The sequence below is a fragment of the Tellurirhabdus bombi genome (assembly GCF_021484805.1).
GTDB lineage: Bacteria > Bacteroidota > Bacteroidia > Cytophagales > Spirosomataceae > Tellurirhabdus > Tellurirhabdus bombi.
Window position 1 is genome coordinate 2,705,758 of the sequence record NZ_CP090557.1, and the last position, 14,094, is coordinate 2,719,851.

17 protein-coding genes are annotated in these 14,094 nt (G+C 46.6%); 8 read left to right on the forward strand and 9 right to left on the reverse strand.

Annotated elements, in window-relative coordinates:
- Window positions 1-36 precede the first annotated feature (36 nt).
- From L0Y31_RS11375 to dusB, 3 genes are read right to left on the reverse strand one after another with little or no spacing between them, the layout of a single operon-like run.
- A complete protein-coding gene (locus L0Y31_RS11375) occupies window positions 37-537 on the reverse strand; it encodes an acyl-CoA carboxylase biotin carboxyl carrier protein subunit (RefSeq protein ID WP_234733185.1) in 501 nt (166 codons plus the stop codon).
- A gap of 12 nt (window positions 538-549) precedes the next feature.
- Complete coding sequence (locus tag L0Y31_RS11380) at window positions 550-1,461, reverse strand: DMT family transporter (RefSeq protein ID WP_234733186.1); 912 nt, start codon at window positions 1,459-1,461, stop codon at window positions 550-552.
- Between the two features lie 45 nt (window positions 1,462-1,506).
- Window positions 1,507-2,496 carry a tRNA dihydrouridine synthase DusB gene (gene dusB / locus L0Y31_RS11385; protein WP_234733187.1) on the reverse strand — a complete coding sequence of 330 codons (990 nt, stop codon included), beginning with the start codon at window positions 2,494-2,496 and terminating at the stop codon, window positions 1,507-1,509.
- Between the two features lie 107 nt (window positions 2,497-2,603).
- Between dusB and L0Y31_RS11390 the strand changes: the two genes are divergently transcribed.
- Both L0Y31_RS11390 and L0Y31_RS11395 read left to right on the forward strand, forming a co-directional pair.
- Window positions 2,604-3,563: a CPBP family intramembrane glutamic endopeptidase gene (locus L0Y31_RS11390; RefSeq protein WP_234733188.1), complete on the forward strand. Its 960-nt coding sequence runs from the start codon at window positions 2,604-2,606 to the stop codon at window positions 3,561-3,563.
- 28 nt (window positions 3,564-3,591) lie between these two features.
- The gene (locus L0Y31_RS11395) at window positions 3,592-3,774 is read left to right on the forward strand and encodes a DUF2007 domain-containing protein (protein ID WP_234733189.1); all 183 of its coding nucleotides are present in this window, start codon (window positions 3,592-3,594) and stop codon (window positions 3,772-3,774) included.
- A 45-nt stretch (window positions 3,775-3,819) separates the two neighbouring features.
- Here L0Y31_RS11395 and L0Y31_RS11400 read toward each other — a convergent pair whose 3' ends face one another.
- Window positions 3,820-4,137: a hypothetical protein gene (locus L0Y31_RS11400; RefSeq protein WP_234733190.1), complete on the reverse strand. Its 318-nt coding sequence runs from the start codon at window positions 4,135-4,137 to the stop codon at window positions 3,820-3,822.
- A 320-nt stretch (window positions 4,138-4,457) separates the two neighbouring features.
- Here L0Y31_RS11400 and L0Y31_RS11405 point away from each other — a divergent pair, with 320 nt between their 5' ends.
- Together L0Y31_RS11405 and L0Y31_RS11410 are read left to right on the forward strand one after the other, a co-directional pair.
- Window positions 4,458-5,297, forward strand: a complete 840-nt coding sequence (locus L0Y31_RS11405) for a phosphatidate cytidylyltransferase (RefSeq protein ID WP_234733191.1) — start codon at window positions 4,458-4,460, stop codon at window positions 5,295-5,297.
- Between the two features lie 195 nt (window positions 5,298-5,492).
- A complete protein-coding gene (locus L0Y31_RS11410; RefSeq protein WP_310587083.1) occupies window positions 5,493-6,122 on the forward strand; it encodes a carboxypeptidase-like regulatory domain-containing protein in 630 nt (209 codons plus the stop codon).
- On the opposite strand, the gene L0Y31_RS11415 is transcribed toward L0Y31_RS11410, so the two are convergent.
- On the reverse strand, window positions 6,106-6,891 hold the full coding sequence (locus L0Y31_RS11415; protein ID WP_234733193.1) for a UDP-2,3-diacylglucosamine diphosphatase: 786 nt from the start codon (window positions 6,889-6,891) through the stop codon (window positions 6,106-6,108). The two genes, L0Y31_RS11410 and L0Y31_RS11415, sit on opposite strands and share 17 nt — an antisense overlap.
- A 225-nt stretch (window positions 6,892-7,116) precedes the next feature.
- On the opposite strand from L0Y31_RS11415, the gene L0Y31_RS11420 reads away from it, so the two are divergent.
- Together L0Y31_RS11420 and L0Y31_RS11425 are read left to right on the forward strand one after the other, a co-directional pair.
- Window positions 7,117-7,815, forward strand: a complete 699-nt coding sequence (locus tag L0Y31_RS11420; protein WP_234733194.1) for a hypothetical protein — start codon at window positions 7,117-7,119, stop codon at window positions 7,813-7,815.
- A gap of 78 nt (window positions 7,816-7,893) precedes the next feature.
- Window positions 7,894-8,712: a hypothetical protein gene (locus tag L0Y31_RS11425; RefSeq protein ID WP_234733195.1), complete on the forward strand. Its 819-nt coding sequence runs from the start codon at window positions 7,894-7,896 to the stop codon at window positions 8,710-8,712.
- A 67-nt stretch (window positions 8,713-8,779) separates the two neighbouring features.
- On the opposite strand, the gene ftsH is transcribed toward L0Y31_RS11425, so the two are convergent.
- Entirely contained in the window at window positions 8,780-10,816 is a 2,037-nt protein-coding gene (gene ftsH, locus L0Y31_RS11430) for an ATP-dependent zinc metalloprotease FtsH (protein WP_234733196.1), read from the reverse strand.
- 100 nt (window positions 10,817-10,916) lie between these two features.
- Entirely contained in the window at window positions 10,917-11,303 is a 387-nt protein-coding gene (gene rsfS / locus L0Y31_RS11435; RefSeq protein WP_234733197.1) for a ribosome silencing factor, read from the reverse strand.
- Between the two features lie 98 nt (window positions 11,304-11,401).
- Here rsfS and L0Y31_RS11440 point away from each other — a divergent pair, with 98 nt between their 5' ends.
- A complete protein-coding gene (locus L0Y31_RS11440) occupies window positions 11,402-12,190 on the forward strand; it encodes a biotin--[acetyl-CoA-carboxylase] ligase (protein WP_234733198.1) in 789 nt (262 codons plus the stop codon).
- 72 nt (window positions 12,191-12,262) lie between these two features.
- On the opposite strand, the gene L0Y31_RS11445 is transcribed toward L0Y31_RS11440, so the two are convergent.
- Both L0Y31_RS11445 and pgeF read right to left on the reverse strand, forming a co-directional pair.
- Window positions 12,263-12,430 (reverse strand): GlsB/YeaQ/YmgE family stress response membrane protein, encoded by a 168-nt coding sequence (locus L0Y31_RS11445; protein ID WP_234733199.1) that lies wholly within the window; start codon window positions 12,428-12,430, stop codon window positions 12,263-12,265.
- A 142-nt stretch (window positions 12,431-12,572) separates the two neighbouring features.
- Entirely contained in the window at window positions 12,573-13,346 is a 774-nt protein-coding gene (gene pgeF / locus L0Y31_RS11450; protein ID WP_234733200.1) for a peptidoglycan editing factor PgeF, read from the reverse strand.
- 336 nt (window positions 13,347-13,682) lie between these two features.
- On the opposite strand from pgeF, the gene L0Y31_RS11455 reads away from it, so the two are divergent.
- Window positions 13,683-14,069, forward strand: a complete 387-nt coding sequence (locus L0Y31_RS11455; protein ID WP_234733201.1) for a T9SS type A sorting domain-containing protein — start codon at window positions 13,683-13,685, stop codon at window positions 14,067-14,069.
- The last annotated feature ends 25 nt before the right edge of the window (window positions 14,070-14,094 follow it).

Sequence of the window (14,094 nt, forward strand, 5' to 3'; positions counted from 1 at the left end):
CTAGGACTATAAATAAATTATTTATGGGGCGTGATGTCAAGCGAAGTCAATCAGAACCTGATTTTTCTCAACACTCTCACCTCGTTGAACGCGGATGCTTTTGATGGTGCTTTCGCCGGGTGCTTTGATGACGTTTTCCATCTTCATGGCTTCCAGAATCAGAACGGTATCGCCTTTCTGCACGGTGTCACCCACCTGTACGTTGATACTCAGAATCAGGCCCGGCATGGGTGCTTTGATTTCGTTGATCCGCGCTTTGTTAGTCGATTCCATGCCCATTTGGGCCAACAGAAGATCAAAACGATCTTTCAGTTTGATGGTATGGATGCCCTGATTGATTCTAAGCGTAACGCTTTTTTCGGCAGGGTCGAGTTCCAGCAGTTCGGCCACAAAAGAACGATTCTGATGCAGAATATGAAACTGACGGTCGTTTAAAGGCACTAAATCCCAGGCGAAAGGCTCGCCATTGAGCGTAGGTTGACCAGACGGGAAATCAATATCAAATGTATCTTTTTCGTTGACCGTAGCGCGGTACATAAAAAGCCGGGTTTATTTTCGATTGATCAAATATACCCCAAATAAGCAAATTGCCATACCCATGATTTGCGGCCAGTAGAGCGGCTCGCCATCCAGAAGGCCCCAGCCTAAAGCAACAATCGGAATCAGGTACGTAACAGAAGACGCAAAAATGGCCGATGACAATTGGATGATGCGGTTAAACAGAACAGTCATCAAGCCAGAACCCAGCACGCCCAGAATAATCAGCATCACAAACGACGATGAAGACGCCGGATTGACCGCCCGGACGGGAAAATCGGTGGTAAGCAGGCCCAGCAGGGCAAGGGGGCCGGTCAGTGCAAACGTCCAGGAGGTGGAGGTTAGCGCGGGTAAGTGTCGAAGATAGCGCGATACCAGATTGATATTGAGGCCATAACACAAAGTAGCGACAACAAGTAAAAGCGCGTAGCCATTAACCGAAAAAGAGCCGGTTGCACTCAGAAAAACCAAAAATACAGAGCCGGCGAAGCCCAGTAAAACGCCAATAACCTGCCTGGTCTGGAGCGAGTTTCCGAAGAAAATAGCACCTAAAACCAACGTAAACAACGGACTTAGCGAATTCAACGCACCCGCTAACGAGCTACTAAGATGGGCTCCGGCAATGGCAAACATGAAGGCGGGAATGAGGTAGCCCAATACGCCCGAGGCCAATAAAACCCAGCTCTGCTGCCGTGGAAACTGCCGAATTTTAAGCATCACGTAAGGCAGAAAGAACAAAAAGGCGAATGTAATCCGTCCCGTGGCAACCTGCGTTGGTGAAAAAGAAGCCAGGCTTCGCTTAATGAGAATAAATGAACTGCCCCAGACCAAAGCGAGAATAAAAAGCAGAATCCAGGCCAGCAAGGGCGTTGTCTGTTGGGCAGGCGGCGAAATAGGTCGCTCGGTAGACGTCGGCGTGGTCATAAAATGGCGTAAGGATGGTAAAGCAAGCGAGGGTTGAAAGCGTCCTTAGACGCTTTCAACGGCATAAAAATCAGCTACTTCTGCCAAAATGCCTTGTAACTCATCGTATGTATCAGCCGTGACCAGCCGTTGCCGATACGGTTTAAAGTTTTCCAGCCCTTTAAAATAATTGGTGTAATGCCGACGCATCTCAAAGGTGCCCACGCGTTCGCCTTTCCAGCGGATGGAAAAATCGAGGTGCTGGCGGCAAACGTCCACGCGGTCGGCGATGGTTGGAATAGGGAGATGACCGCCAGTTTTCAGGAAGTGCTTGATTTCGTTAAAGATCCACGGATAGCCGATGCTGGCCCGGCCAATCATGATGCCATCCACGCCGTAGCGATTGCGGTATTCCAGGGCTTTTTCGGGGCTATCAATGTCGCCATTACCGAAAATAGGAATGGTGACGCGCGGGTTTTCCTTGATTCGGCCAATAAGTGTCCAATCGGCCTCTCCCTTGTACATCTGCACCCGCGTGCGTCCGTGGACGGTCAACGCCTGAATGCCGATGTCCTGAAGCCGCTCGGCAACTTCCATAATGTTTTTGGTGTTGTCGTCCCAGCCCAGGCGGGTTTTGACCGTCACGGGTAAATGCGTCGCCTTGACAACGGCTTCGGTCATTTGAACCATTTTGGGAATGTCCTGCAACAAAGCCGCTCCGGCACCCCGGCAGGCTACGTTTTTCACCGGACAACCGTAATTAATATCGATCAGATCCGGATTCGCGCGGGTGGCAATCTCGGAGCAAGCCCGCATGGTTTCGATATCGGAACCAAACAACTGAATACCAATGGGCCGCTCGTATTCAAAAATATCCAGCTTCTGAACGCTTTTCGCCGCGTCACGGATCAATCCTTCGGATGAAATAAACTCCGTATACATTAAATCTGCACCATTGGCCTTACAAACCGCCCGGAAAGGCGGATCGCTTACGTCCTCCATCGGTGCCAGCAACAGCGGAAAATCCCCTAATTCTATCTTACCAATTTTTGCCATACCTGCTTCAAAAGCAATAACTCACAGAACTTGAAGTTGTAACGCATCCGATGAATGATGGGTTCAGATGCCAACTTTTAAAAATACAGCCGTAAATTTACAACCTTATGACTGAATTACGTTCAAATAATCCGTTGGCCGAAGGGCTGCATCCCCTGCGCAGTATAATCCTTTTGCTGGGATTCGTGTTGGTTGGTATGTCGCTGGGAAGTATTGTTTCAGCCCTATTGCTGGTGATCTGGTCAACGATGCAGGATGGGGGAGCGGCCCGTAATACGTTCGAATTACTGAGCAATCCGGAAGCTTTTTCAGGAAGCTGGTATCTGCTGATTTTAATTCAGGGAATCAGCCACGCCCTGACTTTTCTGGTCCCCTGTCTGCTTTACTGGCGAATGATGGAACGTCGCCGCTGGAAAGATTTCAACCCGCGTCCGCTGTCGACAGTCAACTCCCTGGCATTGGTGGTTTTGCTGACCATTGCTTTTATGCCGTTTAACGGATTAATTATTGAGTGGAATCAGAACATTAACTTGCCCCCGGCTTTTGAAGGGCTGGAAGAGTGGATGAAGCAAAAGGAAGACCAGCTCACAAAGCTGACCACCTTTCTGGTTTCGTTTGATTCGCCGGTGCAGCTTATGCTGGCCTTAGTGGTTGTTGGGGCGCTGCCCGGCATTGGAGAAGAGGTTTTATTTCGAGGCTTGCTGCAACGGAAACTAGGCCAATGGACTGGAAATACCCACGCGGCGATCTGGATTGCTGCGGCCATTTTTAGCGCGATTCACTTTCAATTTTACGGATTTTTTCCACGGATGTTACTCGGCGCGCTATTTGGGTATCTCTACGCCTGGTCCGGAAATTTATGGGTTCCGATTCTGGCCCATTTCGTCAATAATGGCTTCACCGTGTTGATGGTATGGCTATACCGGCAGCGAGTAGTGCCCATCGATATTGAAAATACAAACTCGGTTCCGCTGACGGGTGCTTTTTTTTCGTTACTTTTAACAATTGGATTATTGTATTACTTCCGAAAAAGCAACCAAGCTGCTCGTTCACATCCGTATGGCTAAAAATTGGGAAAAGGTGTTGGTGACTTCCATGCTTATCAGAGCTGAGATGGCCAAGATTGTGTTGGCCGGACACGAAATCGACGCCGTTGTCATCAACAAAAAAGATAGTAACGTACATTTTGGCAACTGTGAGGTTTATGTTCCTTCACAACATGCCATTCTTGCCAAAGTGATTATTTCTGCTGAAATGCAGCACGTAACCGGCGAATGAGCTGGTAGTAACAACTTTTTGTCGATCAAACTCGGCAGTTTTCTTTTATTCGGCGTCAAACAACTCCGCCCGGGTAATGGCCCACTTACCGGCTGCAATAGGCAAGCCCCGCAAAATACCTCGGTTGGTTGTACAGATTAAATAAATGTCTTCCGTTTCAAAGATAGCTACTACGTTTTCGTGAGCAATGGGCGATGATTTGCCGACGGTTTCAGTAAGCTCCTGGCCATTGTCTTCAAACGTAATCGAATAAACCCGGGCGTCGGTGGGTTTATAATTCGCCTGACGAATTTTTTTCTGCAAGATGCTATAGACGTTCTCTGCTTCTTTATTGTCTTTGGTGGCCGGTACAAAAAACTTCATGGAGATAAAAGATTTGGTGATCGCAACGCTTTTTTCACGAACTGCGTCAACAAATATCGTAAACATAAGCAGCAGAACAAGCCAGATGCCCGTTTAGGCCTCGTGACAAACCGGCTGGATAGCATACCTCATGGGCATTTATCGCTCATTTTTTGGTATATTCGCCCAAACTGGTAAAATAGATAGGTTCGCAAAATGAACAATCGCACCGAAAATTCAGCATAACAGTACTCGTAGCTTGCATTCGATTAGGTGTAATTGTTTGTTTCATAGTTGGTTATTGGCAAAACGGTCAATTGGGCCAACGTTAGCATCGGATAATGAAATCTAGGTTAGATAAAATGTCGAATCTTCAACAGCGGGTCATTGCAGCCGTGGTGGGGATAGGACTTGTTTTAGGGGCAATCTGGTATGGCGATTGGAGCTTTGCCCTGCTTTTTTGCGCCATTAGTGCGCTGACGCAGCTGGAGTTTTACCGCCTGCTGGGTCTTGATGGAAACCAGCCGTTGACCTACTATGGCACCTTGGTGGGCTGCTTTATTGTGTTGCTGACGTTTTTAATTGAAAAAGAGGTAATTGCCTATGATAATTACTTTCTGATCTGTCCGGCAGCGTCGATGGTCTTTCTCATCAAGCTCTACAAAAAGAACGATCTAAAGCCTTTTTCGAATATCGGGTTTACTTTTCTGGGTATCATTTACGTGGCAGTGCCCTTTGCCCTGCTGAATGTGCTGGCACTCTGGCGAGGCGTATACCGACCCGGTTTGGTGCTGGGCTGCCTGATGCTGCTTTGGGCCAGCGACATTGGGGCTTACTTTGCCGGAACCAAATTTGGTCGACGGAAATTATTTGAACGGGTGTCGCCCAAAAAATCCTGGGAGGGGAGCGTGGGAGGTGCCATTGCCTCCGGAATTGTCGCGTTTGGGTTGATTGTCGGAAAGTTTGAGCCTGATTTGCAAGCCTGGGAATGGTACTGCATTGGCGCGATTATCGTAGTGACGGGTACCTACGGCGATTTGGTTGAATCGTTGTTTAAACGGAGCATTGCCATTAAAGACTCCGGTTCGAGTATTCCAGGACACGGTGGTTTTCTGGATCGCTTCGACGGTTTATTGGTAGCAGCGCCTTTTATCATTACGTTTTTGAAAGTTTTCTCGTAGAAATTAGGACAATAGACCAGAAATGCCGGTCGTTTTTAGGTTTATATAAGTATGAAAGCATTGACTAGATTCCAACGCTTTTTACAAGCGATATGTTGGGGGGGGAGCCGACTGGTACTACCAGGGATGGTGCTGCTTACCTTATTGACTATAAATCAGACTACTACTTACGCGCAGGGCCAGGGATCTCTGGTTATGTTTACTGGTATTGTAACTTCTGGAAAAACCAGTGAGCCGCTGCCAGAGGCGTACGTGTATATTCCCAAAGCGGGACGGGGTATTCTCTCGAACCGGATGGGCTATTTTGCCTTGCCTGTATTGCCGGGTGATAGCGTTGTGTTTAGCTATGTCGGCTTCAAAAAGCAATACACAATTATTCCCCGCCGCCTGACTGAAACGTCTTTCTCGGCGGTAATTGCCATGCAGGAGGACGTAACGACGCTAGCTGAAGTAAAAGTTTATCCGTACGCAACCGAAGAGTTATTTAAGCAGGCGCTAGTTAACATGAAGTTACCGGATGAAAAAGAACGCGAGAATCTGGCACGAAATACCAGCGCTGAGGCGATGCAGCGCCTGGCTGCTATGACACCCATGAGCGCTGCGGCGAACTACCGTTATTTCATGAACCAGCAGTTTTTTGGGCGGGATAACCTGATCAACCGCAGCCAAATGACAACGATTCCCTTCCTGAACCCTTTTGCTTGGGCTAATTTTATTCAATCCGTTAAAAACGGCGATTTGAAAAAGAAAGAGTACCGGCAGGAAATGAACGCCACGCCCCGCGAAAACCTGACGCGCGACGACATCATCAAGTATAAGAATTAAAGGTTAGAAGCTCGGTTTTTTCGCCGTCAAAGCGGGCGTAGGTATTGGAATAAAGCCATTCGCCCAAATTGATGTAGCGGCTATTGGGGGTAACTGCTAAATCCAGGGGCAGGTGGCGATGCCCGAATATGTAAAAATCGTGGTGTTGGTGCTTTTCCATTTCCCGGCAATAACTCAGCAACCACTCTTTTTCTTCGCCCTGAAAAGTCTCTTCACCCTTGTGTTGATTCGACGCCCGGCTGTGGCGTGACCAGCGATCGGCCAAAGCAACGCCTACGTCTGGATGTACCCAACGGAAGAGGCGACGAGCCAGCCGATTTTCAAAAACAACCTTCAGCCGTTTGTAGAAATGATCGCCTGGGCCGAGTCCATCACCATGCCCGACTAGAATACGCTTGTCCCCAATTTGGTAAACGCGGGGCTGGCGATAAACGGGAATGCCCATTTCCTGCGTGAAGTAATCTTCCATCCACATATCGTGGTTGCCCGTAAAGAGCACAACAGACAAGCCCGCATCCGTTAGCTCAGCGAGTTTGCCTTGTAAGCGAATAAAGCCTTTGGGAATTGTTTTTTTGTATTCAAACCAGAAATCAAAGACATCGCCAACCAGAAAAATCACTTCGGCATCCTGACGAACCATATCGAGCCACTGGACAACGCGTTGTTCGCGTTCGCGGCTTTTTTCGGGGGTAGGCGTACCCAGGTGAAAATCAGAGGCAAAATAAATCGCGCGATTGGCGGGTAAGGTCAGATTCTCAATGGGTAACATGCGAATAAGTAGACAAGCCTGCAAAAATAACATTTTGTTTGCTCTCGTCCCGTCAAAATTACTTTTCTGGCTCAGATCATAGGGGGAAATTTCCCGGACGAACAACATTTTATGGTTATATTGCAAGTTGTTTTTACATTGCTTATGAAGAATCTTTCCTTAATCCGTATTGTCTGGTTTTCAATTTGCCTCTTCGCTTTATCAGACAGGCTGCTCGCTCAGCCAATGATTGCCGAAGCTACTACGCCAGTCGTCAATAAGCCGAATCCTACACGTACTGAGACACTTTCGTTTGACCGAATGCTGGTTTATGAACAGTCGGATTACAATGGTTCGATCGTTCGTTATCAGATTCTCCTTAACTCCAAAACGGGTGTTATGGGCTTTGATAAGAAACTGGCCAGCATGAGCTTACCTGCTTTTGGTGACGGATTTACCTTTGCAACGGGTCAGCCTGATGGATCATACCGAATTTACGTCAACGACCCCGGCGAAGGCAAAGTAATCCTGCGTTATTCCACGGGGCGGAAAGCATATGCGTCTGCTTTTTCCAGCACTTGTCGGCAGAACTTTAGCCGTCGTTATCGTCTGACCGGCCAGAGCCAGCAGGTAAACGGGTTCATGGCGAAACAATACCAGGCTAGTTTAGGCCGAAAGGACATGGAATACATCAGTGTTGCCAAAGTTGGTTTTAATCCTTATCCGTTGTATTTGTTCAACGAACTGGAACTGGAAGCTAAGTTACCAGACGCGCACAGTATCAATTTTGTTGGTCGCCTAACTTCGGGCGAATTACTGATTGAGTCGAAGAAGGTATATTATTCTGAATTGGTAAATGGCCGTCCAGCCGTTAGTACCCTCAAGCTGGTTTATTATGGCCCGATGAATTATTCATTTGATGCAACTGGCTATCGTTGGCGTTAAGACGGAAACATTAGTCTAATTTATAAAAACAAAGTCTAGACTTTCGTAGTATTTAATGGAAAAACACCACTAAACGCTATGAATAATAAATTGAAATGGATACCGTTAGCAATGCTCTGCGTAGCCTGCGGTGGCCCTGACTCCGGCCGTCCAGAAGACGTAGGTGGAAATACGGGCAATGAAGGACCATTAGCTCGTTATGTATCAGGATCTTTTACCTTAAGTGAAGATACCAAATACGACAAACTTTGCAATGTTCTGGATGAAGGGTATGTTGGTTCTATATTTGATGTAGAACACGGTGATGTTTCTGTTAAGGATGGACAAAACAGTTGCGAATTTTGGTGGGGTGACAAAAAGCATGTAGTCCTATCTACTACGGGCTATAAAGCTTTCCCATCGACTTATCAGGCTGAAGCCATGTTTGATAGTTTGTACCAGACCAAAGAATACGCGACTCGTCACCGTCGAATCCATAGACCATCCTTGTTTGGTCCTAGTACGGAAGGAACCGTTTCTGAAGGGCCAGCCATGGGATCACCTTTATCAAATATTCCAGGAAATAGTCAGGAAGGACCAAGCAGGGGGGCCGACTCGACAGCAGCGGCTGGTGATACGACAAAGATAGGAGCCGGAAACATTAGAGATGTGAGTCCTGCGTTAGTAGAGCCCCCTAAAAATAGCCCCGCGGGAAAGGCTGTGACCGGAATAGGAGACAAAGCGATTTGGAGTGCTAGCACACGCACGTTACACATCCTCAGCGATAATCATATTTTCCATATAATGGTAGATAATGGCAAGAGCGCCGCTTCGGATCTTGAGATGGCGAGACAGCTTGCGAGTGTGGTTTTAGACAAAGCTGCCAAAGAAGTAAGATCATTCACGCAGCCTGATTAAGCTGTTCTGATGGCATAAAAAAATCCCGCTGAGACCAGCGGGATTTTTTTATGTTCCATTTTATGTACTAGCTCAAGGCTGGCAGATCAGGCGTGTGCAGTGGATTCGTTTCTTCGGGCTTGCTTTCGCTGCCGATTTCCTCCTTCACTTCTTCACCCTTGTTCTTATAAGCCTGATACGTTGTTTCCTTTTGGAAAGGACGTCGGCCCAAAAGGCGCTCCAGATCAGCCTGGAACAGAATTTCCTTTTTCAGCAACTCCTGGGCAATAATTTCCAGACCTTCACGGTGCTCCGATAGCATTGACTTCGTACGCTGGTAAGCCATGTCGATTAATTTACGAACTTCATCGTCAATGGCTTCAGCAGTTGCTTCGGAATAAGGTTTGTTAAATTGGTATTCGCTTTGTTTTGAATCGTAGAACGAAACGTTACCAATTTTATCATTCATACCATAGATCGTCACGATGCTGTAAGCTAGCTTTGTAATTCGCTCTAGATCACTCAAAGCGCCCGTTGAGATCTTACCAAACACAATGTCTTCAGCCGCGCGTCCGCCCAGCGTCATGCACATTTCGTCGATAAGCTGTTCGGTACGGTACAGATACTGCTCACGAGGCAGGTACTGGGCGTATCCAAGCGCTGCCACACCACGGGGTACAATCGTTACTTTTACCAGCGGATCGGCGTGTTCGAGGAACCAGCCTGTGACGGCGTGACCAGCCTCATGATAGGCAACAATTTGCTTTTCTTCCGGAGAAATGATTTTGTTCTTTTTCTCCAGACCACCAATTACGCGGTCCATTGCATCCTGAAAATCCTGCATGGTAATGAATTCACGATCACGACGCGCAGCAATCAGAGCGGCTTCATTACAAACGTTAGCGATTTCGGCACCAGCGAAGCCCGGTGTCTGGGCGGCCAGCTCTTTCGGCGCAACATCCTGACCCAACTTCAACGGCTTCAAGTGCACTTTGAAGATGGCTTCGCGACCAACGATATCGGGCTTATCAATACTAATCTGGCGGTCGAAACGACCTGGGCGTAGTAAGGCAGAATCAAGTACATCAGGACGGTTAGTAGCCGCCAGGATGATAATTCCGGAGTCTGTTGCAAAACCATCCATCTCTACTAAAAGAGAGTTCAGCGTATTTTCGCGCTCGTCGTTAGCGCCTGGCATGGAGCCACGTCCACGTGAGCGGCCAACGGCATCAATCTCATCGATAAAGATGATACAAGGCGCTTTTTCTTTTGCTTGCTTGAAAAGGTCACGCACCCGGGCAGCACCTACACCAACGAACATTTCTACGAAGTCGGAACCCGATAGGGAGAAGAAGGGAACACCCGCTTCGCCTGCTACGGCTTTGGCTAACAAAGTTTTACCCGTACCTGGAGGGCCAACTAGCAAGGCTCCTTTAGGGATTTTTGCGCCCAGTTTCGTGAACTTACCCGGACTTTTCAGGTAGTCAACAATTTCTTTGATCTCTTCTTTGGCTTCGTCCAGGCCAGCCACATCGTTAAATGTGATCTTAACCTTATTCTCAGCATCAAACAAAGCCGCTTTCGACTTTCCAATGTTGAAAATCTGGCCACCTGGGCCGGCTCCTCCCGACATACGTCCGAGCAGGAAATACATGGCCAGAATCATGACAATAAAGAAGCCCCAAGTTTGGATGAAGCCGCTCCAGTCGCTCCGCTGGTCAATGCGATATTCTATTTTTTCACTATCTGGTATTCCTTCCTGAATTTTATCCAAATCCTTTTTGAAGGCTTCAGCAGACGTGATCCGAAAGCTGTAGTGAGGGCCGCCTGACGTGGAAAAATAAGGCTTTTCCTGAAAAATCGTACGGTATTTAGGACTTTGTATCGCTTGTTGCGTCAATGTCACCTCAACAACGTTGTCGTTAACAATTACGACTTCGCCAACCTCCCGGTCTTTCACCATTTTTTCAAATCGCTTCTGTGTTGTTTCGCGAACAGCACTATTGCGATTGAAAAACGTGATACCCAGAATGGCGGCAATCAGCAGGGCAACAATCCAGCCCTGAAAATTGGGGCGACGCGGACCGCGGCCAGATAAGGGGTTTCTATTATTCGTTTCAGGCATTTCTCGTAACAGTCTTACGGCTATGTAAAAAAAGAGAACACCATTTTACAATGGAATGTTTCTCACACTAAACGGTTTTGATGGGTGGGGAAATAGAAGGTTAGACGGTTACGGGTTCCTCAACAACTCGGATTTCGGCATCGCCCCAGAGTTGTTCCAGATCATAAAAAGTCCGGCGCTCTTTCTTGAATACGTGAGCGACAACATCTACATAATCCAGCAAAATCCATTCCCGATTCAGTCTGCCTTCATTATGCCAAGGATTAACCTGGCTGGCTTTATAGACTTCTTCTTCAATAGAAGTGGAAATGGCATCAATCTGTGTATCGGAAGTCCCGGAGCAAATCACAAAAAAGTCAGCTATTGCATTTTTGACACTGCGCAAATCCATGACGACTACATCCGTTGCTTTTTTCTCTTGCATTCCTTTTACAACCAGATCGCACAGTTCTGCTGATGTCAGTTCTTTTGCTTTATTAATTCTCATGCTGTTCATTTAAATTGCACATCGCTTGCCGCAGCGGGGACATTCTTAAGACAAATGTACCATATCAGTCAGCGTACTTTAATTAAATATAAGAAAACTTGTACAACTTTCGACCCAAAACGCTAATTATTGGCCAAAAAATAAAATACCTGCCAAGTTGTCAGTCCACCAATGATGTCGCTGCCGAACTAATTGCGGCAGACGAAGCCATGGAGGGTCTCGTTGTCATAACGGATAACCAGACTGCCGGGCGGGGGCAGCGTGGCAATCAATGGGAAGCCCGTGCAGGCCAAAATTTAACGATCTCTATTATTCTACAACCGTCTTTCCTTCAGGCTAGTGAACAATTCTGGCTAAACATTGCGGTATCACTCGGTATTAGCGACTGGCTGGAAACGTACGTTCATGACCGGCTAAAAATTAAGTGGCCCAATGATTTATACATTGACGAGCGCAAAATTGGTGGAATACTGATTGAAAATACCTTACAAGGCTATTCAATTGCCTGGTCAGTGGTTGGTATTGGTTTGAACATCAACCAGACGCAATTCAGTAATCCGAACGCAACCTCCTTACTTAATGAAACACCAAATGATAGTGAATTTGTTCTTGAAGAAGCACTTCATTTACTGTTGACAAGCTTTGAGCAACGGTATCTGGCCCTGCGCGCCAGCCGAACCAATGGCGCCCAGCGGAATGTCCTGAAAGCCGCTTACCTGCAACGTCTTTTTCGGTACCAGGAAGAGCACGACTTTATTGCCGATAACGAGCGTTTTCGGGGAATTATTGTTGGAGTCAGCGAAACAGGGCTTTTGGCTATTCAGAGTGGCGAACGGCTTCGTTATTTCGGTTTTAAGGAAGTAGAGTTTGTATTGGGAAATAGATAGGCAAAAGAAAAGCTGTCGGCATTTGCCTGACAGCTTTTCAACGGTTCACAACTATATAACTACTTGTAAATTCTACGTCGTGCGGCGACGCGAGAAAAGAGCAGCGATACCTAAAATAATTACTGCTCCTACAAAGGCGGTCAGGACACGGTCCAGAAAACCACTAGCGCCAGTCGAGAATGTATTTCCAAAAATCCAGCCACCAACTAACGCCCCTACAATACCCAGGATGATTTCCATTAAAAGGGATAATGAAAATCGTTTAAACAAAAGGTCGGCTAGCCAGCCGGCTACAGCCCCTACCAAGATTGTTACTAAAATTCCCATGTCTCTCTAATCGTTGAGTGTGTATAAATAACGTATAAATAACTGGTGCAGGGCTTTATTTGTTTAGCGAATTAGATTTTAATCCAATCAGAGCAAGCATGCGTCCAGTCTGACCATGTTCGAGGCGATACGAAAAATAGTCCTGGTTGTGCAAAACAGTTGAATAAGGAGAGATTTCAATCTGAGATTTTGGAAGACCCATCGTCATCAATTGCGCCGCATTGGCATTTTTTAAATCAATGCAATACTTCTGTTTATCGCTATCATATCGTTTAAATTGATCTTCAAACTCGGCGGCTACTTCAGAGCCAACTTCAAAAGAGCAATCATCTATACAAGTTCCGATATAGGCATAACAATTGCGCGGGTTGGTGCCAAAGGTTTGCTGCATGGCTTGGATGGTTTTAACCGCAATCTGGGCTACGGTACCCCGCCAACCCGCATGAATGGCTGCTACGGCCTGTTGCCCGGCATCATAAATAAGAATAGGCGTGCAGTCGGCAACCGTTACACTTAGAAAAAGGCCCGCGCTATTGGTAATCAACGCGTCATAACCCGTGTAGTGACCCGCCTGGGTGGCAACCAAAACCTGATCGCCGTGGACCTGGTGTGAAAAGGCTACCTGGGTAGGCGCAATACCAAACTGGCTGAAAAAAAGATTTCGGTTGGCTTGCACATGCTGTGGATTGTCGGCCGTGTTTAACCCTAAATTTAAGGAAGAGAAAGGAAGCTGGCTATGTCCACCGTGGCGCGTACTTTCTGCACTGATAAGATTCGCAAATGAATTAAATATAGACGGGACCCGAAAAGACACAGAGCGAGAAAGCATATTCGTTTGAGTAAATGGTAAAGAGGAATTGTTCTATTTTATATTTTCAATTATAGCCAAATATTAATTGGTTGTAATCGCTTTTTTAGCGTTTAAGTCTTATTGTTAACGAATTGTTAAGGTTTTTTAGAACTAGTGACCAAATAAAATTCTGAAAATCATTTCATCAAGGATAGTTGCCACTTGTCCTCATAAAACAACCACCGTTGTACAATACCTGGTGCTACAAGGCTTCCTCCCTCTATCTTTGAACCATCAAACAGCCACAAAAAGGCTATGATAGTTACCAACAACGATTCACACCCATAAACATACCGCACCGGCGGTCCAGGAATTATGAAAACGCTACTTGCTTCCTTTGTTATTGCACTGACACTAGGTACTTCGACGAGCTTTGCTAAAAATGAACCCATCGTAACTAATAATTCATTCCAATCAGTGGTGTATCCTTCCGCTGAGAGTACGAAATTGAATGTAATTGTCGATAGCAAATCAAACAACTCTTTGTTGGTTCGTCTGCTGACTACGGATGGAAATGAGCTGGCGACTCAACGGATTGTCAAATCCAAAAGAGCCACTCACGTTCGTTTTGACCTGATTAACCTACAAGATGGTGTCTACAAAGTAGAAATCACTGATGGCGAAAAGAAAGAAATCAAAGAAATCACGTTGAGCACAACTGTTCCGACGCCTTCGACTTACCGGACAATTGCATTACAATAAGCAGTAGTTAACGAATAGAGAGATA